Genomic DNA, 24,530 nt, shown 5'->3' with positions numbered 1-24,530 from the left:
ATATCGCTATAAATTATATAGCAATCAACCCCACAGCACCGACCGCATCGAGATCGAGGCCGACTGGTAGCCCGTGTTGAAGAAGCGCGGCATTTCGCGCGCATCGGCCGCGGCGGCGGCATACAGGAGCGGCAGGTAGTGCTCGTGGCTGGGATGGGCCTGCTGCGCGACCGGGCCCAGCCGCTGAAAGTGCTGCAGCGCATCCAGCTCGCCCTGCTTGATCTGGTTCTGCACCACGGTGTCGAACTCCACCGCCCAGTCGTATGCCTCAGTGGGCGCCGTGCCCCGCCGGGTGACGCGCAGGTTGTGCACGATGTTGCCGCTGCCCACGATGAGCACGCCGCGCTCGCGCAGGGCGCGCAGTTGCCGTCCCAGCGCATAGTGCTCGGCCGGCGGGCGGCCGTAGTCCATGCTGAGCTGCAGCACGGGGATGTCCGCCGCCGGGTACATGGGCTTGAGCACCGACCAGGTGCCATGGTCCAGGCCCCACTCGCCCGCATCCACCGCCAGCGGCTGTCCCGTGGCCGGCGCCCGCAACTCGCCCGCCAGGCCCGCGGCGACCGCGGGTGCGCCCGGCGCGGGGTATTGCTGGTCGAACAGCGCCTGCGGAAACCCGCCGAAATCGTGAATGGTGCGCGGGACGGCCATGCCCGTCAGCTGCCACCCGCCCCGGGTGAGCCAGTGTGCGGAGATGCACAGGATCAATTGCGGCGGCGTGCCGCGCGCCCGCAACTCGGTGCCCATGGCCTGCCAGGCCCGGCGCCAGGCGTTGTCCTCGATGGCGTTCATCGGACTGCCGTGGCCCACGAACAGCACCGGCATGCGCGGCGAGGGCTTGAGCCGCTCCAGGGCGTTGGCCGTGGCAGCACTGGACAAGGGCGACATGAGGAAAGCTCCGGGAAGGGTGGCGAGGCCGGCCAGGGCGGCCACGGACGTTCTGCGTTGCATGCGAAAGGGGCGATGGAATGGGATTTTGTATAACCGCGGGGACGGAGCGGCACGGTGGGCCGGAGTTCCGGCCGGTTCGCCAGGTTCCACGGCCCGGCCCGGGCCATGCATTGTTCCACCCCGCGCCGCGCTTTGCATTCACCTCGCCTTCCGCCCATGACTGCACCTTCCCTGCTGCCCCTGCGTGGCGTCCGGCTCCTGAGCCTGGCGCTGAACCTGCCCGGCCCCGCCGCCCTGCTGCGCTGCCAGCGCCTGGGCGCCGAATGCACGAAGCTGGAGCCGCCACCGCCCGAAGGCCATTCCAGCGCGGACCCGATGGCGATGTACAGCCCGCCCGCCTACGCGGCGATGCATGCCCAGGTCCGCATGGTGCACGCCCACCTCAAGACGGATGCAGGCCAAGCCGTGCTGCAGGCGGAACTGGCGCGCACCGATGTGCTCATCACCTCGTTTCGGCCGTCGGCGCTGGCCAAGCTCGGGCTGGGGTGGGACGCGCTGCACGCGCGCTACCCTCTGCTGTCGATGGTGCGCATCGTGGGCGCGCCGGGCAACCGCGCGGAAGAGCCGGGGCACGATCTCACCTACCTCGCCGATGCAGGGCTGGTCACCGGCACCACGTTGCCGCCCACGCTGTATGCCGACATGGGCGGCGCCCTCATGGCCAGCGAGGCCGTGCTGCAGGTGCAGTTGGCGCGCGCCGCGTCCGGCCAGGGCACGTGCATCGACGTGGCCCTGTCGGACGCCGCCGAGTGGCTGGCCCAGCCGCGCGACTGGGGCCTGACCCTGCCGGATGGCGATGTGGGCGGCGCGCATGCGGGCTACCGGGTCTATCCGTGCGCCGACGGGCGGGTGGCGGTGGCGGCCCTGGAGCCGCATTTCTTCGCGCGCCTGGCCCGGGCGGCAAGGTTGCCGCCAGAGGCCGATCCCCGGGCGCCCGGCACCCATGCCGCGATCGCAGCGTTCTTGCAGGGGCAGACGCGCGCCGCGCTCGACGCGCTGGCCACGGGAGAGGACATCCCCCTGCACACGCTGGACTGAACGATGCAAAAGCAAGGCACGGTGCTGCGCTGGGACGCCACGCGCGGGTTCGGCTTTCTGCGCAGCGGCGATACGGGCGTGGATGTGTTCTTTCATGCGCGGGACCTGCAGGGTCTACCGGAGCCGCGGCCCGGCCTGGCCGTGGTGTACGAGGAAATCCACGTGGGCGGAAAAGGGCCGCGGGCGATGGCCGTGCGGGCCGCCCACGGGCCGTTTCAGGCGGGTGGAGGTCCTCAGCTGATGGCGCGACGCGGACCGCGCCCCCCGTCCCCGGCATCGGACCCGCCCTCCCGGGCTGATCCTGGCCGCGCACCGCCCCGGCAAACCCACCAGCGTGGACCAGCCGGAGGCGCAGGCGCCCAGGCACGCGCCGCTGCGTCGCCACCGGCCCGGCGGCGCACCCCTTCGCGCGGTGCGCGCTCCGAGAACCATGGCGTGGCCTATTCGTGGATGGTCGCGTGGCTGGCGCTCGTGGCCTGGGGCGTCTGGACGCAGCGAATCTCCACGGGATGGCTGGCGGCCCTGGTGGCCGTCAACGTGGTGACCTTCGCCGTGTATGCCAGCGACAAGGACGCCGCACGCAGCGGGGGATGGCGCACCAGCGAACAGCGACTGCATCTGCTCGCCGTGCTGGGCGGCTGGCCGGCCGCGTGGTGGGCACAGCAGTGGCTGCGGCACAAGTCGAGCAAGGCATCGTTCCGCGCGGTCTACTGGCTCACCGTGGCCGTGCACTGCGCCGCGCTGGCCGCGGTGCTGGTCCATCAGTCGGGCATATTGCTACGTTTTTAGTAGCGGCATGCCGGCGATTTCATTGCACCACAGGCCGTTTCGATGCCGGGTCTGCGCCAGCCCGGCCACGCCCGTCTCGGACGCGTCCCACACGGTGGCCTTGCCCCGCCCTACAGCGCTGGCGTCCGGGCCCGGGCCCAATGGCCGGTGAATCCACAGCGAGAGGAACCCCATGAAGCCCTTCGTCCTCGACCCGGACATGACGTCCTCGGCCGGCACCTTCTACCCCACCGGCCATGTCTTCGCCCTCTTTCCCGACGAGGCCCACGCCCGCGATGCCGCCGAAGCCCTGGGGGCCGACGGCGAACGCACCGACATCTCCCACGCCACGCCGGACGCCATCCTGCAGCACGTGGTGCGCACGCTGGGCAATGCCGACACTCCCCTGCCCTCGGTGGGCGCGGAGGGCACCATCGTTCGCCGCATCTCCGACCTGGCCGCGGCCGGGCACCATGGCCTGCTGGTCAAGGTGGGCGACGACGACGATGCGGAAACCCTGCAGGCCGCTCTAGAGCCACACGGTGCGCAAGCCGCCTTCTACTACCGCCGGCTCATCATCGAGGACCTGATTCCGCAGCCTGTGCCTTGACAGGCAGGGCAGCAAGCCGAAACGTGACCGGACCGGCGCCTTGGACTTTGGCGCCCCTGCCGATATAGTTCGCCATGGCCTGCCTCCCTGCGTCGTCTGCCCGATGCCTCCCCTTCGCGATGGGAGCGCCGGGCATGGTCCTGCCGCAGGACCTTCGCCGCGCGCCGGCGAACGTCCCCATTCCTTCCTGGTGACTGCATGGACGCGCCGACTCCCCCGCAAGGAAACCGTCGGCGCCCGTGGACGTCCGGCCTCACCGGCCCCTTCATTGCCATCCTGATCCTGCAGGCCGTCGTGGCCTCCGCCAGCCTGTACGTGCTGTCCACCGTGCGCGCGTTCGTCGCGGGCGAAAGCCAATGGACCAAGGGCCAGAAGGACGCCATTCACCACCTGGGCCAATACGTCGTCACCGGCGAGGGCCGCCTGTACGAGCAGTTCCACCAGGCCTTGCAGATTCCGCTGGCCGACCGCGAGGCGCGGCTGCTGATCGAGGCCCCCGAGCCCGATGTGGCCGGCGCCCGCGAAGCCCTCCTGCGCGGGGGCAACCACCCGAGCGACCTCACGGGGCTGATCTGGATGCTGCGCCTGTTCCGGGACCACGACATCCTGCGCGAGCCCATCCGGCACTGGATGCTGGGCGACGAATACCTGCAGCGGCTGGACGCCCTGTCGCGTGAGATCCGGGCGGGGTACGTGGCCGGCGGCGTGACGCCGGACATGGTGCAGCGCTGGCAGCGCCTGGTCGATGAGATCGACGTCGGCGTCACGCCGGCCGCCACCGACTTCAGCGCGGCGATGGGCGACAGTTCGCGGCGCATCATGGGCTGGCTGCTGTGGCTGAACGTGGCCACGGTGCTGGCGCTGATCGCCCTCACCCTGGCCCACACCCGCCAGTTGATGGGGCAGCGCCGCCAGGTGGAAGCTATTCTGGAAGCCGAGCGCGAACAGGCGCACACCACCCTGGCGGCCATCGGCGACGGCATCGTCACCACCGACCTGCACGGCAACGTGCGCTACATGAATCCCGCGGCGGAAAACCTGCTGGCCCGCTCCGGCCAGGACAGCCTGGGCATGCCGCTGGCGCAGCTGCTGCACACGGGCCCCCACGACGGCGCCAAGGCCACCGGCAACGCCGAGCCACCCGCCCCGCACGGGAGCATCGCCCAACTGCTCGAACGCGCGCTGCACGGCACCGTCGGGCTGCACGACGAACACCCGCACCGCATCGTGCGGCCGGACGCCAGCACCGTCCCCGTCACGCTGGTGGGATCGCCGCTGATGAACCAGGGCCAACTGGCGGGCGCCGTGCTGGTGCTGCACGACGTGACGCGCGAGCAGCAGTATCTGGAGCAGCTTGCTTGGCAGGCCAGCCACGACACGCTCACCGGCCTGGTGAACCGGCGCGAGTTCGAGCGGCGCCTGGGCCAGATGCTGGCGCGGCCGCGGCCCTCCGAGGTGGCGGGCGCGTTGCTGTACATCGATCTGGACCAGTTCAAGGTGATCAACGACACCTGCGGCCACCCCGCGGGCGACGAGATGCTGCGCGAGGTCTGCCGCATGCTGCAACGCGGCCTGCGAGAGGGCGACACGCTGGCGCGGCTGGGCGGCGACGAATTCGGCGTGCTGCTGCACGATTGTCCCCAGGAGGTGGCCGAGCGGATCGCAGAGCAGATCCGCCACCACGCGCAGGAGTTGCGCCTGCCCTGGGGCGCCCGCACCCTGCGCACCGGCCTGAGCATCGGCCTTGTGCACCTGACGGCCGACCTCACCAGCCTGCAGGAGGTGCTGCGCGTGGCCGACATGGCCTGCTACGGTGCCAAGGAGCGCGGTCGCAACACGGTCTACGTCTACCAGCCACAGGACGCGGCCATGTCGCGCCACCTGGACGACATGCACTGGGTGCAGCGCATCCGCCAGGCGCTGGAGCAGGACCGCTTTCAGCTCTACACGCAGGAGATCGCCCCGCTGCGGGCACCGGGCGACGGCGGTGTGCATGTGGAGGTGCTGCTGCGCCTTCAGGGGGAAGGCGGCCAGGCGATCTTCCCCGGCGAATTCGTGCCGGCCGCGGAACGCTTCGGCCTCGCGCAGGCCCTGGACCGCTGGGTGGTCGAGCACACTTTCGCCGCGCTGGCCGAGCGCCGCCGGCAGCCGCAGGAGCGGCCCATCACGCTGTGCGCCATCAACCTGTCCGGCACCAGCGTGGGCGACGAAAGCCTGCTGGAGTACCTGCGCGACCAGATGGCCCGCTACGGCGTGCAGGCCAACCAGCTGTGCTTCGAGGTGACCGAGACCGCGGCGATCGCCCACCTGCCCAATGCGATCCGCCTGATCCGCGAGCTCAAGCAGCAGGGCTGCCATTTCGCGCTGGACGACTTCGGCGCCGGCATGTCTTCGTTCACTTACCTGCGGCACCTGCCGGTGGACTACCTCAAGATCGACGGCGCGCTGGTGCGCGACATGCTGGAGGACCCAGCCAACCGGGCGATGGTGGAGATGATCAACCACATCGGCCACGTAATGGGCAAGCAGACGATCGCCGAGTTCGCCGAGACGCCAGCCATCGTGGAGGCGCTGCGCGCCATGGGCGTGGACCATGCGCAAGGCCATGCCATCAGCCGCCCGGAACCGATGCCCCGGGCCGCCGTCCAGGGCACGGCCCCGGCGGTCGGGCCGGGCGCGGCGCCGCCGGAGGGCTCAGCGCCCCTTGCGGAACGTTTTACCGGAAGGGGTCCCGCCGGCGGGCTTACCGGCTAGGCCGGCGCGGGGCGGCAGGCCGGTGTGCTGGGTCAGCATGCGGCCGGCCACGGGTTGCTGCGCGGCCTTGTTGAACGCCACCCCCTTGGCGGGTGCCGGCTTGCGCGGCGCCGCCACCGGGGCCACGGTGCTGTTCTTTCGGCGCGCGCTCTGGTAGCTGCCGTCCGTCATCGGCTGGAAGGTCGGAATCAGGTGGTGCTTGCCGTTGCCGATCAGGTCGGCCCGGCCCATGGTTTTCAGCGCCTCGCGCAGCAGCGGCCAGTTGTTGGGATCGTGGTAGCGCAGGAAGGCCTTGTGCAGGCGCCGGCGCTTTTCGCCGCGCACGATGTCCACCGCCTCGCTGTCGCGACCGATCTTGCGCAGCGGGTTCTTGCCCGAGTGGTACATGGCCGTGGCCGTGGCCATGGGGCTCGGGTAGAAGGTCTGCACCTGGTCGGCGCGAAAGCCGTTCTTCTTGAGCCAGATGGCCAGGTGCATCATGTCCTCGTCGCTCGTGCCCGGGTGCGCGGCGATGAAGTACGGGATCAGGAACTGCTTCTTGCCCGCCTCTTCGCTGAACTGCTCGAACATCTGCTTGAACTTGTCATAGCTGCCGATGCCCGGCTTCATCATCTTGGTGAGCGGGCCCTGCTCGGTGTGCTCGGGCGCGATCTTGAGGTAGCCGCCCACGTGGTGCTGCACCAGCTCCTTCACGTATTCAGGCGACTTCACGGCCAGGTCGTAGCGCAGGCCGGAGCCGATCAGGATCTTCTTGATGCCCTTGAGCGCGCGGCCGCGGCGGTAGATCTTGATGAGCGGGCCGTGGTCGGTCGTGAGGTTCTGGCAGATGCCCGGGTACACGCAGCTGGGCTTTCGGCAGGCGGCCTCGATCTCGGGGCTCTTGCAGCCCAGCCGGTACATGTTGGCCGTGGGGCCCCCTAAGTCGGAGATGGTGCCGGTGAAGCCGCTCACCTTGTCGCGGATGTCCTCGATCTCCTGGATGATCGAGTCCTCGGAGCGGCTCTGGATGATGCGGCCCTCGTGCTCGGTGATCGAGCAGAAGGTGCAGCCGCCGAAGCAGCCGCGCATGATGTTCACGCTGAAGCGGATCATCTCCCACGCCGGGATCTTGGTCGCGCCGTCGTGGCTGCCGTTCTCGTCGGCGTAACTCGGGTGCGGGCCGCGCGCGTAGGGCAGATCGAACACGTAGTCCATCTCGGCCGTGGTCAGCGGGATGGGCGGCGGGTTGATCCACACGTCGCGCGCCGTCGGGCCCTCGCCGTGGGCCTGCACCAGGGCGCGGGCGTTGCCTGGGTTGGTCTCCAGATGCAGCACCCGGTTGGCGTGGGCGTAGAGCACCTGATCGCTCTTGACCTGCTCGTAGCTGGGCAGGCGGATCACGCTGCGGTCGCGCGGCGGCACCTTGAGCTTGGCCTTGAGGTTCGGGTTGGCCACGAACAGCATCGGCTGGATGGCGGGGTTGGGCTCGGCGGATTTTGAGCCATTTTGCCCTTGCGCCCTAGTATCCATTGGCATGGATGCTATCGAATCAGTAGCATCCTCCTTGCTGCAGGTGCTGCCTTGGGCGGCGGCCTGCTCGCTGGTCGTCATGTAGGGGTTGACGTGCGCCTCGACGCGGCCGGGCTCGTCCACGCTGGTGGAGTCGATCTCGAACCAGCCCTGGCCGGTTTCGTCGTCGGACCGGCGCACGAAGGCGGTGCCGCGCACGTCGGTGATCTGCTCCACGGGCTCGCGCGCGGCCAGGCGGTGGGCCACTTCGACGAGCGCGCGTTCGGCGTTGCCGTACAGCAGCAGATCGCACTTGGCGTCCACCACGACGGAGCGGCGCACCTTGTCGCTCCAGTAGTCGTAGTGGGCGATGCGGCGCAGGCTGCCTTCGATACCGCCCAGCACGATGGGCACGTCCTTGTAGGCCTCGCGGCAGCGCTGGCTGTACACGATGGCCGCGCGGTCGGGGCGCTTGCCGCCCACGTCGCCAGGAGTGTAGGCGTCGTCGCTGCGGATCTTCCGGTCGGCGGTGTACCGGTTGATCATGGAATCCATGTTGCCCGCCGTCACGCCCCAGAACAGGTTCGGGCGGCCCAGGGCCTTGAAGGCATCGGCGCTCTGCCAGTCGGGCTGGGCGATGATGCCCACGCGAAAGCCCTGCGCCTCCAGCGTGCGGCCGATCACGGCCATGCCGAAGCTGGGGTGGTCGACGTAGGCATCGCCCGTCACCAGGATCACGTCGCAGCTGTCCCAGCCGAGGCGCTCCATCTCGGTGCGGCTCATGGGCAGGAACGGGGCCGTGCCGAAGCGTTTCGCCCAATACGGGCGATAGCTGGTCAGCGGCTTCGCGGCGCGCGCGAAAAAGGAAACGTCGACGGGGGCGTTCATGGAGGGCAAGGCGTGGGGAAGCCGCGATTTTAGGCTTTCGGGCCTTTCCTGTCGAAACCGAAGGCCAAGGCGCGTGCCCGCGCCCTGCGCCGCAGGGGCTTAGCTGCGGGTGGCGAGCGGCCTGGCGGCGGCCTCGGTGCGCGGCGTGGCGGACCCCGATAGACCCGTCACCATTCGCCGGAGGCACGCACCCGCTGGTCCAGATCCGGTGCGGGTGGCTCGCCGTAGGGCGAGTGCAGTTCGGTGGCTCTGGCGGTCCAGGCGGTAGGAATAGCGACCACGGCAGCGGCCAAGGCGCCCTCCTCCACGCGGCCCGGCCCGTTGGCGCCGGCCAGGGCAGCGGGAAACACCATGGCGTTCATCACGTGGGTCAGCGCAGCGGCAAGCATGGCGGGTCCTTTTCATGCGGGGTTGCCGCCAGCGTATGGCGGCGGGGTGACTGTTTCGTGTCAACGAAAAAGGGGCCGCTTAAAAGGGGCCCCTCTGTATGCAACCGGCGACAACACCGGGTGGCGGAAGGTTATTTCGCCAGGGTCAGCGTGCCCTTCATCAGCGCGGAATGGCCGGGAAAGGAGCAGAAATAGGCATAGGACTCGCCGGCCTTGAGCGCCTGGGTGGAGAACGTCACCGAATCGCTCTCGCCGCCGCCCACGATCTTGGTGTGCGCGATCACCCGGGCGTCCGCGTCCTTCACGTAGTTCTTGGCGGCCCCGGCAGCGATGACATCCGTGGCCACGGCCTGCAGGTCGGCGGCCTTGCTCAGCACCCAGTTGTGGCCCATGGCGGTCTTGGGAAGCTTGCCCACGTGCTTGAGCTTGACGGTGAATTGCTTGCAGCTTTGCGGCACCGCGAGGGTCGCCTTGTTGAATTGCATCGCATCGTTGCCTTCGATCTCGGCCGTGCAGTCGGCGGCCCAGGTGGGGCCAGCCGCCAATACCAGGGCCAGCGCCGCGAATTTCCAGTGGTTTGCCATGAGGTCTTCCTTCTTCATAAAACAGGTCCGTGTGCCTGGCGTTGCCGGGCTGCTCCATGCAGCCGGGAGGCGCAACAGCGCGATGAAGGGAGCGTATGCGCGGGGCCCCTGCAGCGCCTTGAGGTGCATCAAGCCTTGTGCCGAACGCCATCCATGGAGCCGGCGTGCAGTTAAGCTCCGCCGCCCATGCCCTACACCGTGCGAACCCCCACCCACAGCGAACTGGTCATCAAGAAAAGCCGGTTCATCGGCTGCGTGCAGCCCATGGCGGACCGCGCGTCGGCCCAGGCCACCGTCGATGCGCTGTGGCAGCAGCACCCCGGCGCCGCGCACGTCTGCTGGGCGCTGCTGGCGGGCGGCCAGTCGGCCGCGGTGGATGACGGCGAACCCGGTGGAACTGCCGGCCGCCCGATGCTGGAGGTGCTGCGCCACCAGGACCTCGAAGGCGTGCTGGCCACCGTGGTGCGCTACTTCGGCGGCGTCAAGCTGGGTGCGGGCGGGCTGGTGCGGGCCTACACCGACACCATCGCGCAGGCGCTGCTGCCGGCCGAGAAGGTGCCGCTGCAGCGCATGGTGGCGCTGCAGTGCGAGGTGCCCTATGCCCTGGAGGGCCTGGTGCGCCGCGAGGTCGAGGCGGCCGGCGCCACGCTGGGCGAGGTGGTCCACGGCTCGCTGGTGGCCGTGCGCCTCCAGCTGCCTCAGCCGCAGGAGGGGGCGTTCGTGCAGCGGCTGAACGACGCCTGCCAGGGCCGCATCGGCTGGATCGCGCCGTAGCGCCGCCATCGCCTGCGCCGAAAGTGCCCTGCACCTACAGGCCCCGCCCTGCGACCCGGGGACACTCAGCCATTCGCCACCCCTGAGGAGATCGACCCATGAGCCCACCCCTGGACGCCATCATCATCGGCGCGGGATCGGCAGGCCTTGCCGCGTTGCGCGAGGTTCGCAAACGCACCGACCGCGTGCGGATCGTCAACGATGGCCCCTGGGGGACCACCTGCGCGCGGGTGGGCTGCATGCCCTCCAAGATGCTGATCGAAGCGGCCAACGCCTACCACCGGCGCCACGCATTCGACACCTTCGGCCTGCGCGGCGGGGACGGCCTCTCCGTCGACATGCCTGCCGTGCTGGAGCGCGTGCGCGCCCTGCGCGACGAGTTCGTGGCGGGCACCGAGAAGGCATCGGCGGTCGGCGACCAGGGCATTTCGGGCCACGCGCGGCTGCGCGGCCCGGGCACGGTGGAAGTGGGAGGCAAGACCTACCATGCCCGCAGCGTCATCATCGCCACCGGCTCGCGCCCCATCATTCCCGAGGAATGGCTGGCGTTCGGCGACCGCATCCTGACCACCGACACCCTCTTCGAGCAGCCCACCCTGGGGCCGCGCATGGCGGTCATCGGGCTGGGACCGCTGGGCGCGGAACTGGCGCAGGCCCTGTCGCGGCTGGGCGTGGAGGTGGCGGCGTTCTCGACCGGGCCATCGCTGGCCGGGCTGTCCGACCCCGACATCCTCGGCGCGCTCAAGGCCGTGCTGAAAGACGAATTCGTGGTCAGCGTGGGCGAGGAGGCCCGCTTGCGCGAAGTGCCGGGCGGGATCGAGGTCAGCAACGGCAGCACCACGGTGGTGGTGGACCAGGTGCTGGCGGCCATGGGGCGGCGGCCGAACATCGAACACCTCGGCCTCGACACCCTGGGCATCCCCCTGGACCCGCACGGCAAGCCGCCCGTGGATGCGCGCACCATGCAGATCGCGGACCTGCCCGTGTTCATGGCCGGCGATGCCGACGACCGCCGGCCGCTGCTGCACGAGGCCTCCGACGAGGGCCACATGGCCGCCCTGAACGCCATGGCACCCGAGCCGCAGTGCTTTCGCCGGCGCACGCCGCTTTCCATCGTGTTCACCCAGCCCAACGCGGCGGTGATCGGCCAGGCCTGGAAGGACCTGAAAGAGGGCGAGTTCGTGACGGGCTCAGTGGATTTCTCCCGCCAGGGCCGCGCACGCGCGGCGCAGCACAACCATGGCCGCCTGAACGTGTATGCGGAACGCGAAAGCGGCCGCATCCTGGGCTCGGAGCTGTGCGCCCCCAGCGGAGAGCACCTGGCGCATCTGCTGGCGCTGGCCATCGACCGGTCGCTCACGGTGCAGGACCTGCTGCGCATGCCGTTCTACCACCCGGTCCTGGAGGAAGGCCTGCGCACCGCGCTGCGCGATGCGGCTTCGCACCTGCCCAGCGGCAGCGCGTCGGACCTGTCGGCCTGCTCCGCCTATGGGGCCAGCGCGCTCGATTGAATATTCCGCCCCCGCCTGGGCTTCAGTTCCAGGCGGGGGTGCCGAAAAGGGAGGGGTCTTTGCTTTCGCCTCGCCCCGAGGCCCCAACAGGAGCACCCCATGGATGTCGCGCTTTCCCAATCGGTCGTCAACACCGCAACGGCCATGGCCAGCCAGAAGAATTCCGATGCCCTGAACATCCGGGTGCTGAAAAAGGCGCTGGACACCCAGGAGGCCTCCGCCACCTTGCTGATCGAGTCGATGAAGCAATCGATGCCCCAACCGGCACTGGCCACCTCCGGCGCGCTGGGCACCCAGGTCAACACGTTCGCCTGAGCCGGTGGCCCCGAGGGGTAGCCCGGTACAGGGAGCGGTCCCGTGGCGACAGCCCCGGTCTAGTTCACCCAGACGACCAGAAAGTGAAACTTAGAATACTCTTTTGACAAAAAAAGAGTATAAACAGGATCATGACCAACGATCTGATCCACAGCCTGACCGTGGCACGCAAGGCCAGCCAGCTCACCCAGGCCGAGTTGGCCGAACGGGCCGGCCTCTCGCGGATGACGGTGCAGCGCACCGAAGGGGGCGACCTCGATCCCCGCTATTCCACCCTGACGGAAATGGCCCGCGTACTGGGAATGGACATCATCGCCGTGCCCAGCACCCTTCGGCCGAGCCTGCAGGCCTTCATCCAGTCGGGCGGCAAATTCCTGGGGCAGCCCCAGGGCGTGGATGCCCCGCCTTCGGTGATCGACAGCCTGCGCAAAGAAGGCTGAGCGCGGCCGGCTGACCCGCCATGAGCACCTCCATCCGTTACCTGCGCCTGTATCTGCACCGCCCGGCCGGCCAGGGTGCCGGCCGCACGACGATCGGCTACCTCTCGCAGTACGGCGACATCCTGCGCGTATCGTTCGATGCCAGCTACATCAACGACCCCGGCCGCCCCACCCTGTCGCTCAGCTTTCAGGGCGAGAACGAGGCCGCCACGCAGCAGATCCTGGCTTCGGCGCGCGACGCCCGGCTGGTGCGCACCGATGGCCGCTGGCCGGTGTACTTCCAGAACCTGCTGCCCGAAGGCCACAACCGCGAGCGGCTCGCGCGCGAGCGCGGCTGCATGCCCGACGACGAGTTCGAGCTGCTGGCCGCCGCGGGCCACGACCTGATGGGCGCACTGGAGGTGGAGCCCGTGCCCGCACAGGACGGCGTGCCCGACGTGGTTCGCCACTGGCACACCACCCAGGGCCTGGACGTGCTGGAGCCGGGCTTCGTCGAATACCCGGTGGAGGACGCGGCCTCGTTGCCCGGCGTGGTCACCAAGTTCAGCGCAGTGCAGGAAGGGCGGCGCTACACCGTGCACCGCAAGGGCGCGGCCGGCAGCGTGATCCTGAAGCTGCCCACCACCGCCCACCCCGACCTGGTGGCCAACGAACACGCCGGCTACCAGCTGTGCCGGGCGCTCGGCCTGGACTGCGCCCAGGCGGATGTCATCACCCGCGCCGAGGCCGATCTGCCCGACGCCGTGCCCTTCGACGAGATCCTGGCCGTACAGCGATTCGACCACCTGCCCGGCGGCCAGCGGGTGCACATGGAAGAGTTCAACCAGGTGCTGGGCTACACGCCGCGGCAAAAGTACGGCAAGGGCATCCTGCAGGACTACGCCACCATGCTGCGCGTGCTGGACCGCCTGAGCCACCAGCCCGTGCACGACACCCGCGAGTTCCTCGCCCGCATGGTCGCCTTCATCCTCATGGGCAACACCGATGCGCACCTCAAGAACTGGGCGCTGGTCTACCCTGACGGGCGCGCACCGCAGTTGTCGCCGCTGTACGACCCGGTGTGCGTCGCCGCGTTCTTCGAGGGTGTGCCCGAAAGCCAGTACGCGGTGAATCGGGCCATCGACAAAACCCTGCGCGCCTTTTCATGGGACGACATGGAGGGGCTGATCAAGGCCGCCGGCCTGCTGCGGGCGCCGCGCCATCTTGCGCTGCTGCGCGATTCGGTGCGCCTGGCCCAGCAGACGTGGCCCGAGCGCATCGCCGACGCGCCACCCGCGATGCGCCGATCGGTCGTGGAGCGCCTGGCAGGCGGTGTCGCGCTCACACGGAGCTGAAAGCATGACTCCCAGCATGATCACCCCATCACTGAAACCAGCCGATCCCCTTTGCCCGCCCGGCGAGCGCGGCGCCTTGCAGGTGCCCTACCTCAAGCGCTGCTGGTCGCGCTGGATGGCGGCGCGCCAAGGCCTGCCCACGGGCGAGAACGCGGAATCCCATCGCACGCAGATCGTGCTCGCGGCACTGGGCCTGGGCCTGGAGCAGACCATGCAGCACGTGCTGTGGCATGCGCCGGAGTTCGCGGACTTCGAGGACTGGATCGTGCGCACCGCCGGAGCGCCCGATGCCGCCACCACCGCCCGCATCCAGGCGCTGGTGGACGGCGGGCCCGTGCCCGACGCCGTGGCCCGACTGCATGCCCAGGTCGACGCCATGCCGCCCGTGCTGGATGCCGACGACCTGGCGCACTGGGACGAGCACGGCTACGTGATCGTGCGGCAGGCCGTGGCGCCCGACGACAGCGCCGCCGCCGCGCAAGTGGTGTGGGAGGCGGTGGGCGCCACGCCGGACGACGTGGAGTCGTGGTACCGCAACGCCCCGCGCAACATCATGGTCCAGCTGTTCCAGCACCCCGCGTTCGAGGCGAACCGCCGGGCGCTGCGCATCCACAAGGCGTTCGCGCAGTTGTGGGGCACCGCCGACCTGTGGCGCAGCACGGACCGCTGCGGTTTCAATGTGCCGGAGCGCCCCGGCCACCCTTACCAGGCCCAGGGGCTGCACTGGGATGTGAGCTTGGAGCCACCCATCCCCTTCTGCACCCAGGGCATCCTCTACCTCACGGACACGCCGCCCGAACAGGGTGCGCTCACCGTGGTGCCGGGCTTTCACCGCCAGGTGGAAGGGTGGCTGGCCGGACTGCCCCCGGACGCCGATCCGCGCAGGCAGGATTTCCAGGCACTGGGCGCCCGGCCCATCGGCGCGGGGGCCGGCGACCTGGTGATCTGGCAACAGGCCCTGCCCCATGGCGCCAGCCCCAACCGCGGCGCGCGGCCCCGCCTGGTGCAGTACATCAACATGATGCCCGCCGAGGTGCCGATTCAGGCGATCTGGCGCTGAGCAGCCTCCACCATCCTATCGGGGCGTGCCCGAAACCCGCCAGATGGCATTGCCCACGTCATCGGCCACCAGCAGCCCGCCGCGCGCATCCAGCGCCACGCCGACGGGACGGCCATAGGCATCGCCTTCGGGGCTGAGGAACCCGGTCAGCACGTCAATCGGCTGGCCCTTGGGCTGGCCGTTTTCGAAGGGCACGAAGACCACCTTGTAGCCACTGCGCGGCTTGCGGTTCCACGAGCCGTGCAGGCCCACAAAGGCACCCTGGGCCAGTTGCTGCGGCAACCCGTTGCCGGCCGATGGCGGGCCCGAGAAGGCCAGCCCCAGGGGCGCCACGTGGCTGCCCAGCGCATAGTCAGGTGCGATGGCTTTGGCGACCTGGTCCGGCTGGGGCGGCTTCACCCGCACATCCACGTGCTGGCCGTAGTAGCTGTAGGGCCAGCCGTAGAACGCGCCCTCCTTCACCGAGGTGAGGTAGTCGGGCACGAGGTCGCTGCCGATCTCGTCGCGTTCGTTCACCACCGTCCACAGCGCGCCGCTGCCGGGGGCCCAGCCCAGGCCGTTCGGATTGCGCAGGCCGCTGGCGAAGATGCGGTGGGCGCCGCTGGCGCGGTCCACCTCCCAGATGGCGGCGCGGCCTTGCTCGGCTTCGATGCCGTTCTCGGCCACGTTGCTGTTGGAGCCTACCGTCACATAGAGCTTGCGGCCGTCCGGGCTGGCGATGAGGTTCTTGGTCCAGTGGTGGTTGAACGGCAGGCCGGGCAGGTCCACCACCTTGGTGGCCGGCGCCGTGATGGTGGTCTGGCCCGCCGTGTACGGAAAGCGCACCACCGCATCGGTGTTGGCGACGTAGAAATCGCCCCCCACCAGCGCCATGCCGAACGGGGAGTGCAGGCCCTGCAGGAACACGCTGCGGGTTTCCGCGACGCCGTCGCCGTCGGTGTCGCGCAGCAAGGTGATGCGGTCGGCCGACGGCGCGCCCGAGCCCGCGCGGCCCATGACCTTGCCCATGACCCAGTTGCGCACGTTCTTCACCAGCCCCTGGTCTTCCTTGGGCTTGGCCGGCGTGTTGCTCTCCGCGACCAGCACGTCGCCGTTGGGCAGCACGTACACCCAGCGCGGATGGTCCAACCCCTTGGCCAGCGCGGTGACCTTCATGCCCGCCATGGGGGTGGGCTGCATGCCGTCGGGCCACCCCTTGGCGGGTGCGATGTGAACGGTGGGGATCAGGGTCTTGTGGGGTTCGGGCAGCGTGGGCGACGGGCCCACTCCGGCCTCGGGCGGCAGCCGTGCCGTATCGCCGCAGCCGGCCAGGGCCCCGGCCAGCGCGCAGCCCAGGACGGCGACAGGCCAGCGGGCGGTTGAAAACGGGGGAAGATGGGAGCGTCGCGCGTGCATGGGAGAACCTGCCTTCTTTGCTGTTGGGGTGCCGATCGCGGCGGATGCGCCGCGATGCGGGCCAGTGTGCCGCGCCGGCACCACTGCCCCTGTCAGCCATGGGCGCGAACGCGCCGGACGGGTCTCCCATCCCCTCCCCGGCATGCAGCGGGCCCGGGCGCCAGGGCACCGGGCCGGGTCACGCCACAGCGCGGCGTCAATCCACCTTGATGTTGGCGGCCTTGATCACCTGCGCCCACTTGGCGACTTCGGCCTTCTGGAAGGCGGCGATCTGCGCGGTCGTCATGTCGGCCGGCTCCATGCCGAAGCTCTTGAGGCGGGTCTGCATGTCCGGCTGCGCGAGGATCTTGCGGATCTCGGTGTGCAGGCGGGTCACGACCGGCTCGGGCGTCCCTGCGGGCACGAAGATGGCCTGCCACGACTGCACTTCGAAATCGGCCAGTCCCTTCAAGCCGGATTCGGCCACGGTGGGCACATCAGGCATCGAGCCCAGGCGCTTGGCCGAGGTGACGGCAATGGCGCGCAGCTTGCCGCTCTGGATGTGCGGCGCGGCCACGACGGTGGTGTCGAACATCATGTCCACCTGCCCGCCGATCACGTCCTGGATGGCCGGGCCGCTGCCCTTGTAAGGCACGTGGGTGAACTTCACGCCCGACTTGTAGGCCAGAAGCTCCAGCGCCAGATGCTGCGAGGTGCCGGTGCCGGCGGAGGCCGACGACAGGCCGCCCGACTTGCCGCGGGCCGCATCCAGCACGTCCTTCAGCGTTTTGTAGGGACTGCTGGCCGCCACCACCAGCACCACGGGATTGGTGCCGATGAGCGTGACGGGCGCGAACGACTTCACTGGGTCGTAGCCCAGCTTCGGGTACAGGCTCACGTTGATGGCGTGCGAGCTGATGGTGCCGCCCAGCAGCGTGTAGCCGTCCGGTGCCGCGCGGGCCGCGATTTCCGAGCCGACGCTGCCGCCCGCCCCGCCCTTGTTGTCTACCACCACGGTCGTGCCCAGGGCGGTGCCCAGCTGCTGGCTGATCAGCCGGCCCAGCGTGTCGGTGGTGCCGCCGGCGGCGAACGGCACGAGGTAGGTGATGGTCTTGCCGGTGGGCCAGGTGCCCTGCGCGAAGGCGGGCAGGCCGATGAAGCTGCCGGCAGCCGCAGCAGCTGCGGCGGCGATGAAGGTTCTGCGTTGCATGTGCGTTGTCTCCTGGTTTTGAAAATCAGACCGCTCCGCGCGTTTCCACGTAGAGCGAATAAATCGAGTGGCTGCTGGCCATGAAGAGGCGGTTTTTCTTCGGGCCGCCGAAGACGAGGTTCGGGCAGCGCTCGGGCAGGCGGATGTGACCGATGGCCTTGCCGGCCGGGTTGAACACCATCACGCCGTCCAGGTCCGCGGCGACCGAGTCGGCCGCGCCCGTGCTACCCCAGCCGCACCACAGGTTGCCGTCTTCATCGACCTTGAATCCGTCCAGCGCGCCCGCCCCGCCCTCGATCAGCACGGTCGGGTTGGCCAGCCCCTGGCGGGCGGTGACGTCGTAGCGCACGATCTGGCGGCGGTTGTCGGCCGTGCGCGCCACCAGGTAGAGCTGCTTTTCGTCCGGCGTGAAAGCCAGACCGTTGGGAAAGCGCGCCTCCAGCACGCGGTCCAGCCGGCCGGACGGATCGATGCGGTACAGCGCATGCGGGAGCTCGGAGACGGCCTTGTCGCCCTCCCAGTGGCCGCCGATGCCGAACGGCGGGTCGGTGAACCAGACCGAGCCGTCGCTCGGGCAAACGATGTCGTTGGGTGAATTCAGGCGCTTGCCCTCGAAGCGGTCGGCCAGCACGGTGATGCTGCCGTCGTACTCGGTGCGGGTCACGCGGCGGGTCAGGTGCTCGCACGCCAGCAGCCGGCCCTGGCGGTCGCGGCCCAGGCCGTTGGAGAAGTTGGAGGGCTGGCGGAACACGCCGGTCTGCCCCGTGGCCTCGTCCCAGCGCAGGATGCGGTTGTTGGGAATGTCGGAAAACAGCAGGTAGCGCCCATCGCCGAACCACACCGGGCCTTCGACCCAGCGAAAGCCCGTGGCGATCTGCTCCACGCTGCTGCTGAACAGGCGGTACTTGGCGAACGACGGGTCCAGGATCTGCACCGAGGGATCGGGGTAGCGCTGCTGCGGCTTGAAGTCGAACGCCTGGGCCTGCGCGAGGCCCGTGGCCGTGGCGGCCAGCGCGCCGGCCATGAAACGGCGGCGCGATGGCGGGGTCTGGGGGGCGGCGTCTTGTGTCGCTCTTTGCATGGGTTTTGTCTCCGGTCGTGTTTTCAGGAAGCGCGGCGGGCCACATGCCCCGAGGCCGCGCGGGTGGGCATGCGCATGCGTGCCCACGCACCAAGGCGTCAATGCCTCAAGGCAGATCGACGATCTCGACCCAGTTGGGGTTCTTGCCCGCCGCCACGCGCGTGGGCGTGCCCGGCACGCCGGTGGCTGGATCGATGGGGTGCAGCGACACGCTGTGCGAGTCCTGCCCCGCCGCGATCAGAAAGCGCCCCGAGGAATCGACGGCAAAGCCGCGCGGCGACTTCTCGGTGGGCACCTGGCCGAGCGGCTCGACCTGCCCGGTGGCCGCATCGACGCGGAAGGTGGACAGCGTGCTCGATGTGCGCTCGGACGCATACAGCGTGCGGCCGTCGGGCGACAGGTGTAGGTCGGCCGCCCAGGGCTTGCCGGTGAAGCCTGGCGGCAAGGTGGTGGTGCGCTGCACCTCGCGCAGCGTGCCGCGCTCGGCGTCGTACGCCATCACGTGCAGGGCCGCGTCCAACTCGTCCACCACGTACATATACCGCTGCGCCTTGTCCCAGACGAAGTGGCGCGGACCGGCCTTTTCCGGGGCCACCGCGGTCAGCGCCGGCTCGTTGGCGGTCAGCTTTCCTGTGGTGGCGTCGAAGCGCCAGCTCGACAGATGGTCACCGCCCAGGCTGGTGGCAAACACGTAGCGGTTGGCCGCGTCGGCATGGATGGCGTGCGCGTTGGGCGCCGTGGGAATGAGCTGCTGCACCGCGCCCACCAGCCCGTCCTTGTCGATGCTGTTGACGCTGATCTTGTGGCCCGGGTAGGACGCGGCGAACAGCCAGCGGCCGGTGGCATCGGTGTCGATGTTGGCCATGCTGTCCGCCAGGGCGGCCTCGCCCTGTTTCTTCAGGCGGCCGCTGGCCGGATCGATGGCCAGCGTCACCACGCGGAAAGGCTGCGAGCGCAGCGCCACGTACAGCTGGCGCTTGTTGGGCGAGACCGCCATGGGCATGGCCTGGCCGCCCACGGGCACGGTCTCCACCGGCTGGAGTTTGCCGGCGGCGCGGTCCAGTTCGTACACCGAGATGTCCTGGCTGTCGGCGTTCGACACATAGACCCAGGTGGCGGCCGAGGCCGCGCCGCTGGCCGCCATCAGCGTGGCGGCGGCCACGGGGGCCAGCGCCACCGCGCGCAGGAAGGAAGAAGAAATCGCCATGGATCGCTCTCTTTCCGGGGTCACTTGACCACCATGAACATGCTGGGCAGCCAGGTCGAGAAGGCCGGCACGAAGGTCACGAGGGCCAGCGCGAAGATCAGCGCGCCGTAGAACGGCCAGATCGTGCGCATCACCGTGCCCACCGACACGCCGCCGATCGCGCAGCCCACGAACTGGGTGGTGCCCACGGGCGGCGTGTTCAGGCCCAGCGCGCAGTTGATCAGCATGACGATGCCGAACTGCACCGAGCTCATGCCGTAGTGCTGGGCGATGGGCAGGAAGATCGGCGTGCACAGCAAGATGGTGGCCGCCATGTCCAGGAAGGTGCCCAGCACGAACAGGATGATGTTGATCAGCAGGAAGATCACCCACGGCGTGCTGGTCACCTGCGACAGCATCTGGCCCGTGAGTTCGGCCACGCCGTACAGGCTGATGAGGTAGCCGAAGGTGCTGGAGATGCCGATCAGCAGCAGGATCACGCCCGTGGTGCGCACCGCCTTCGAGGCCGCCTTGATGAAGTGCTCCCACTTCAGCGTGCGGTACAGGAACACGGTCAGGCCGAGCGCATACAGCACGGCCACGGCCGCCGATTCGGTGGCGGTGAAGATGCCCGAAAGAATGCCCCCCAGGATCAGCACGACGATGAACAGCCCCGGCAGCGCGGCGGCGAACGAACGCCCGACGATCTGCCAGCCCGGGAACGTGCCCGCGGGGTAGCCGCGCTTGACAGCCACGAGGTAGGCCGCGGCCAGGTTGCTGATGGTGAGCACCAGCGCGGGAATCAGCGCCGCGAGGATCAGCGCCGCGATGGACACCTTGCCGCCGGCCGCCAGCGAATAGATGATGAGGTTGTGGCTGGTGGGCATGAGCGCCCCCACCAGCGCCGCGTGCGTCGTCACGTTGACGGCGTAGTCGGCGTGGTAGCCCTCCTTCTTCATCATCGGGATCATCACGGCGCCCATGGCCGACACGTCCGCCACCGGCGAGCCCGAGACGCCGCCGAACAGCGTGCAAGCCACCACGTTGGACATGCCCAGCCCGCCGCGCACGTGGCCCACCAGGTTGCGAGCGAAGTTGACGATGCGGTCGGCGATGCCGCCGTACAGCATCAGCTCGCCCGCGAAGATGAAGAACGGAATCGCCAGGAACGAGAAGATGCCCATTCCCGAGGTCATCTGCTGGAAGCCGACCTCCAGGGGCAGGCCTTCGTACAGCAGGGTGGCCAGGGCCGACAGGCCGATGGAAAAAGCCACGGGCACGCCCAGCAGCAGGAACAGCGTGAACGACACGCTCAGGATCAAAAGTGGCACGGTCATGGTTTTTCTCAGCCCCAGGCAGGTTCGACTTCGCGGCCCTGGGCCAGCGCGATGATGTGTTCGATCGAGAACATCACGATCAGGACGCCGGCGATCGCGGCCGGCACGTATTTCCAACCTTCGGAGATCCACAGCGTGGGCAGCCGGTAGTCCCACACCGACTGCGCGAGCGACGCGCAGCTGTAGGCCATCACGGCGCCGAACACGAGCACCAGCGCGTGGATGAGGTATTCCATCTTCAGGCGCAGCCAGTCGGGCGCCAGCACCAGGAACGATTCGAGCCCGATGTGGCCGGCATCGCGCACGCCCACGGCCACGCCGAACATGGTGACGTAGATCACCAGCAGCAGGGCCAGGCTTTCCGCCCAGGTGGGCGTGTTGTTGAGCACATAGCGTCCGAACACCTGCCAGCTCACGGCGCAGATCACTGCGACCAGGCCGAGGATGCCCAGCCACATGCAGACGCGGGCGAGCGTGCGGCAAATTTGGGTATACATGTTGTTATGAGTAAAAAAGGCCCCTGGCACAATATTCACTAGGGCACCATGCTATTGATTTAAGAGCAAAAAAAGCCCACTTCAAGAAGTGGGCAGAAAGGGACTTACTGGGTGTCCTGAACGCGCTTGACCAGGTCCTTGAGCTTGGCGTCCGGGATGAACTTGTCGTACACGGGCTTCATCGCGGCCTGGAACGGGGCCTTGTCGATTTCGATGATCTCGGCACCGCCGGCCTTCACCGTCGCCAGCGACTTGATCTCGCGTTCGGCCCATTGCTTGCGCATGTAGGGCACCGACTCCTTGGCGGCCTGGCGGATCCAGCCCTGCTCTTCGGGCGACAGGCGGTCCCAGGCGCGCTTGGAGAACAGCAGCATCTCGGGGGCCATGGAGTGCTCGGTCTTGGTGTAGTACTTGGCCACCTCAAACGAACGCGAGCTCTCGTACGTGGGGTAGTTGTTCTCGGCCGCGTCGATCAGGCCGGTCTTGAGGCCGGTGTACACCTCGCCCATGGGCATGGGGGTGGCGTTGGCGCCCATCGCCTCCAGCATCGACACCCACAGGTCGGACTGCTGCACGCGCACTTTCAGGCCCTTCATGTCGGCGAAGCTGCGCACGGGCTTCTTGGCCGTGAACATCGAGCGGGCGCCGCTGTCGTAGTAGGCCAGGCCCACGAAGCCCTGCTTTTCGCAGGCCTTGAGGATTTCCTCGCCGATCGGGCCGTCCAGCACCTTGTGCAGATGCTCGACCGAGCGGAACAGGAACGGCATCGTGGGCACCACGGTCTCGGGGCAGATGTTGTTCATCGCGCCGATGTTGATGCGCACCAGCTGCAGCGCGCCGATCTTGGCCTGCTCGATGGTGTCCTTCTCGCTGCCCAGGGCGCCGTTGTTGAACACCTTGATGGTGTGCTTGCCGCCGGACAGGGCTTTCAGGCGCTCGCCCATGAACTTGACCGCCATCACGGTCGGGTAGTCGTCGGGGTGGATGTCCGCGGAGCGCAGCTCGGTGGCCTGCGCGGCGCCGAAGCCCAATGTGAGTGCGGCCAGGGTGGCCAGGGTGGTCTTCAGGAATTTCATTTGTCTGCCTCGTCTCTTTTGCTGTTGGAAATACGTTTTGGGGGAGAAATCGGTAGAGGGACCCAGGCCCCGTTCAGACAGGGGGGGTGAATTCTGGCTCCGGCACGCCCTGCGTACCCGGGCGCAATGCGAAGACACCGCCGGCCAACGGCTGGTCCGACAGGTCCACGCCCGCGGGGCGGATGGAGGTGACGTACAACGTGTCGAGTTGCGGGCCGCCGAAGGCGCACATGGCGGGCTTTTTCACCGGCACGGCCAGGGACCGGTCGAGCCGGCCATCGGGGGTGAAGCGGTGCACCAGGCCCGCGTCGTTGCCGCAGATCCAGTAGCCGCCGTCCACATCGATCGCCGCGCCATCGGGGCGCCCGGGCAGCGGATTCATGTCGGCGAACAGGCGCCGGCGGCTCGGCGTGCCGGTCTCGGTGTCGTAGTCGAATGCCCAGATCGCCTGCACCTGGGGGTGCGAATCGGACAGGTACATCGTGCGCCCGTCGGGACTGAAAGCGATGCCGTTGGGCACGATCAAATCGCCCAGCGCCAGGTCGGTGCCTGCGCCGGCCGCCATCTCCTGCGCACCGAACCGGTACACCTTGCCCACGCGGGCGGCGGCGCCCATGTCCTGCAGCATGGTGCCGGCGATGAACCGGCCCTGGCGGTCACAGCGGCCGTCGTTGAAGCGCATGCCCGCCCGGGCGTGGTCGGCCGTGGCCAGGCGCTGCGCCTGCAGCGTGCCGGATGCGGCACCGCCCTGCGGCAGGTCGAGCTGGAACCAGCCGCTTTCCAAACCGGCGAGCCATCGGCCGGGCTGCCAGCCCCAGGGTGCGACGCAGGCGACCATCTCCGGCGCCTTCCACTGCGCCTGCTCGCCGGTCTGCGCGGACCAGCGGTGCAGCACGCCCTGGGGAATGTCGGCCCAGTACAGCGCCTGCTCGGCCGCGCGCCACACCGGGCTCTCGCCCGTCGCGCAACGCGCATCCAGCACCAGTTCCGCGCTGGCGTTCACGGCGGTCATCCTTCGAACGGGCCCTGGGCCGTGAAGGCCCCGCCCTGGTAGATGGCGGCCGGATCGGTCGGCGCGGGTGCAGGCTGGGCCTCGACCTGGGCGCGGAAGGGTTCGGAGCTGTCCTTGGGCGTGAAGCCCAGGTGCGCTGCCGCATGGTTGTCCCACCACAGATCGCGGTTGGCGGAGGCGCCATACACCACGGTGTGGCCCACGTCCGGGGTGAACAGGGCCTTTTCGACGAGCTGGGTGAGGTCGTCGTAGCTCAGCCAGGAACTCATCATGCGGCGGTCGCGCGGCGCAGGGAACGAGGAGCCGATGCGCAGGCTCACCGTCTCGATGCCGTAGCGGTCGAAATAGAAGCTCGCCATGTCTTCGCCGAACGACTTGGACAGGCCGTAATAGCCATCGGGCCGGCGGCGGGCGTTGGCGTCGATGCGCTCGTCCTGGCGGTAAAAGCCCGTCACATGGTTGGAGCTGGCGAACACCACGCGGCGCACGCCGTGGCGACGCGCGCCTTCGTAGATGTGGAACACGCCCTTGATGTTGGCTTCCAGGATCTGCTCGAAAGGCCGCTCCACCGATACCCCGCCCAGGTGCACGATGGCGTCGCAGCCAGCCACCAGCGCGTCCACCGCAGCCTTGTCGGCCAGATCGCAGGGCACCACCTCTTCATCGGGGCCGCGCGACGGGGCCAGGGTGGAGATGTCGGACAGCCGCAGCACCTCGGCATACGGGCGCAATCTTTCGCGCAATACCTGGCCCAGGCCGCCTGCGGCGCCGGTCAAAAGAAGACGGGGTAAACGGGACGGCTGGCTCATGAAGCTCCTCTGGCTAGTATTTGTCATATGTTGTCATACAACGTTCA

24 protein-coding genes are annotated in these 24,530 nt (G+C 68.9%); 10 read left to right on the top strand and 14 right to left on the bottom strand.

The window, feature by feature from the left end:
• Window positions 1–24: 24 nt before the first annotated feature.
• Window positions 25–885, bottom strand: a complete 861-nt coding sequence (gene ygiD, locus M5C96_RS11120) for a 4,5-DOPA dioxygenase extradiol (protein WP_272569688.1) — start codon at window positions 883–885, stop codon at window positions 25–27.
• A gap of 219 nt (window positions 886–1,104) precedes the next feature.
• Here ygiD and M5C96_RS11115 point away from each other — a divergent pair, with 219 nt between their 5' ends.
• On the top strand, window positions 1,105–1,986 hold the full coding sequence (locus M5C96_RS11115; protein WP_272569121.1) for a CoA transferase: 882 nt from the start codon (window positions 1,105–1,107) through the stop codon (window positions 1,984–1,986).
• Between the two features lie 3 nt (window positions 1,987–1,989).
• The gene (locus tag M5C96_RS11110; protein ID WP_272569120.1) at window positions 1,990–2,775 is read left to right on the top strand and encodes a cold shock and DUF1294 domain-containing protein; all 786 of its coding nucleotides are present in this window, start codon (window positions 1,990–1,992) and stop codon (window positions 2,773–2,775) included.
• Here the strand turns inward: M5C96_RS11110 and M5C96_RS11105 are convergent.
• Window positions 2,764–2,949, bottom strand: coding sequence for a hypothetical protein (locus tag M5C96_RS11105; protein WP_272569118.1), 186 nt, complete (start codon window positions 2,947–2,949; stop codon window positions 2,764–2,766). The genes M5C96_RS11110 and M5C96_RS11105 overlap by 12 nt on opposite strands.
• Between M5C96_RS11105 and M5C96_RS11100 the strand changes: the two genes are divergently transcribed.
• Both M5C96_RS11100 and M5C96_RS11095 read left to right on the top strand, forming a co-directional pair.
• Window positions 2,948–3,364: a hypothetical protein gene (locus M5C96_RS11100; RefSeq protein ID WP_272569117.1), complete on the top strand. Its 417-nt coding sequence runs from the start codon at window positions 2,948–2,950 to the stop codon at window positions 3,362–3,364. The genes M5C96_RS11105 and M5C96_RS11100 overlap by 2 nt on opposite strands.
• Window positions 3,365–3,562: 198 nt before the next feature.
• The gene (locus M5C96_RS11095) at window positions 3,563–6,118 is read left to right on the top strand and encodes an EAL domain-containing protein (RefSeq protein ID WP_272569116.1); all 2,556 of its coding nucleotides are present in this window, start codon (window positions 3,563–3,565) and stop codon (window positions 6,116–6,118) included.
• Here the strand turns inward: M5C96_RS11095 and M5C96_RS11090 are convergent.
• From M5C96_RS11090 to azu, 3 genes are all read right to left on the bottom strand, one after another.
• On the bottom strand, window positions 6,059–8,494 hold the full coding sequence (locus tag M5C96_RS11090; protein ID WP_272569115.1) for a YgiQ family radical SAM protein: 2,436 nt from the start codon (window positions 8,492–8,494) through the stop codon (window positions 6,059–6,061). The genes M5C96_RS11095 and M5C96_RS11090 overlap by 60 nt on opposite strands.
• 167 nt (window positions 8,495–8,661) lie before the next feature.
• Window positions 8,662–8,883 (bottom strand): hypothetical protein, encoded by a 222-nt coding sequence (locus M5C96_RS11085; RefSeq protein ID WP_272569114.1) that lies wholly within the window; start codon window positions 8,881–8,883, stop codon window positions 8,662–8,664.
• A gap of 131 nt (window positions 8,884–9,014) precedes the next feature.
• Window positions 9,015–9,467, bottom strand: coding sequence for an azurin (gene azu, locus M5C96_RS11080; RefSeq protein ID WP_272569686.1), 453 nt, complete (start codon window positions 9,465–9,467; stop codon window positions 9,015–9,017).
• 186 nt (window positions 9,468–9,653) lie between these two features.
• Here azu and M5C96_RS11075 point away from each other — a divergent pair, with 186 nt between their 5' ends.
• The 6 genes from M5C96_RS11075 to M5C96_RS11050 all read left to right on the top strand — a co-directional run bounded on the left by M5C96_RS11075 (window position 9,654) and on the right by M5C96_RS11050 (window position 14,901).
• Window positions 9,654–10,241, top strand: coding sequence for an IMPACT family protein (locus M5C96_RS11075; RefSeq protein ID WP_272569113.1), 588 nt, complete (start codon window positions 9,654–9,656; stop codon window positions 10,239–10,241).
• A gap of 98 nt (window positions 10,242–10,339) precedes the next feature.
• The gene (locus M5C96_RS11070; protein ID WP_272569112.1) at window positions 10,340–11,752 is read left to right on the top strand and encodes a dihydrolipoyl dehydrogenase; all 1,413 of its coding nucleotides are present in this window, start codon (window positions 10,340–10,342) and stop codon (window positions 11,750–11,752) included.
• 99 nt (window positions 11,753–11,851) lie between these two features.
• Window positions 11,852–12,067 (top strand): YjfB family protein, encoded by a 216-nt coding sequence (locus M5C96_RS11065; protein ID WP_272569111.1) that lies wholly within the window; start codon window positions 11,852–11,854, stop codon window positions 12,065–12,067.
• A 131-nt stretch (window positions 12,068–12,198) separates the two neighbouring features.
• Window positions 12,199–12,507: a helix-turn-helix domain-containing protein gene (locus tag M5C96_RS11060; RefSeq protein ID WP_272569110.1), complete on the top strand. Its 309-nt coding sequence runs from the start codon at window positions 12,199–12,201 to the stop codon at window positions 12,505–12,507.
• Window positions 12,508–12,527: 20 nt separating this feature from the next.
• Window positions 12,528–13,841, top strand: coding sequence for a type II toxin-antitoxin system HipA family toxin (locus tag M5C96_RS11055; protein WP_272569109.1), 1,314 nt, complete (start codon window positions 12,528–12,530; stop codon window positions 13,839–13,841).
• A gap of 4 nt (window positions 13,842–13,845) precedes the next feature.
• Window positions 13,846–14,901: a phytanoyl-CoA dioxygenase family protein gene (locus M5C96_RS11050; RefSeq protein WP_272569108.1), complete on the top strand. Its 1,056-nt coding sequence runs from the start codon at window positions 13,846–13,848 to the stop codon at window positions 14,899–14,901.
• A 15-nt stretch (window positions 14,902–14,916) separates the two neighbouring features.
• Here M5C96_RS11050 and M5C96_RS11045 read toward each other — a convergent pair whose 3' ends face one another.
• From M5C96_RS11045 to M5C96_RS11005, 9 genes are all read right to left on the bottom strand, one after another.
• Window positions 14,917–16,296, bottom strand: coding sequence for a PQQ-dependent sugar dehydrogenase (locus tag M5C96_RS11045; protein WP_272569106.1), 1,380 nt, complete (start codon window positions 16,294–16,296; stop codon window positions 14,917–14,919).
• A gap of 196 nt (window positions 16,297–16,492) precedes the next feature.
• The gene (locus tag M5C96_RS11040; RefSeq protein WP_272569104.1) at window positions 16,493–17,485 is read right to left on the bottom strand and encodes a Bug family tripartite tricarboxylate transporter substrate binding protein; all 993 of its coding nucleotides are present in this window, start codon (window positions 17,483–17,485) and stop codon (window positions 16,493–16,495) included.
• A gap of 25 nt (window positions 17,486–17,510) precedes the next feature.
• Window positions 17,511–18,566, bottom strand: a complete 1,056-nt coding sequence (locus tag M5C96_RS11035; protein ID WP_442867377.1) for an SMP-30/gluconolactonase/LRE family protein — start codon at window positions 18,564–18,566, stop codon at window positions 17,511–17,513.
• Between the two features lie 106 nt (window positions 18,567–18,672).
• Window positions 18,673–19,773: a lactonase family protein gene (locus M5C96_RS11030; RefSeq protein WP_272569103.1), complete on the bottom strand. Its 1,101-nt coding sequence runs from the start codon at window positions 19,771–19,773 to the stop codon at window positions 18,673–18,675.
• A 20-nt stretch (window positions 19,774–19,793) separates the two neighbouring features.
• A complete protein-coding gene (locus tag M5C96_RS11025) occupies window positions 19,794–21,089 on the bottom strand; it encodes a TRAP transporter large permease (RefSeq protein ID WP_272569102.1) in 1,296 nt (431 codons plus the stop codon).
• An 8-nt stretch (window positions 21,090–21,097) separates the two neighbouring features.
• A complete protein-coding gene (locus tag M5C96_RS11020; protein ID WP_272569100.1) occupies window positions 21,098–21,586 on the bottom strand; it encodes a TRAP transporter small permease in 489 nt (162 codons plus the stop codon).
• A 104-nt stretch (window positions 21,587–21,690) separates the two neighbouring features.
• Complete coding sequence (locus tag M5C96_RS11015) at window positions 21,691–22,662, bottom strand: TRAP transporter substrate-binding protein (protein ID WP_272569098.1); 972 nt, start codon at window positions 22,660–22,662, stop codon at window positions 21,691–21,693.
• Window positions 22,663–22,735: 73 nt separating this feature from the next.
• Window positions 22,736–23,665 carry an SMP-30/gluconolactonase/LRE family protein gene (locus M5C96_RS11010; protein ID WP_442867376.1) on the bottom strand — a complete coding sequence of 310 codons (930 nt, stop codon included), beginning with the start codon at window positions 23,663–23,665 and terminating at the stop codon, window positions 22,736–22,738.
• A 5-nt stretch (window positions 23,666–23,670) separates the two neighbouring features.
• A complete protein-coding gene (locus tag M5C96_RS11005) occupies window positions 23,671–24,483 on the bottom strand; it encodes an NAD-dependent epimerase/dehydratase family protein (RefSeq protein ID WP_272569096.1) in 813 nt (270 codons plus the stop codon).
• Between the last annotated feature and the right edge of the window lie 47 nt (window positions 24,484–24,530).

This window comes from Acidovorax sp. GBBC 1281 (genome assembly GCF_028473645.1).
Taxonomy (GTDB): domain Bacteria; phylum Pseudomonadota; class Gammaproteobacteria; order Burkholderiales; family Burkholderiaceae_C; genus Paracidovorax.
This window is presented reverse-complemented; position numbering and strand designations above follow the sequence as displayed.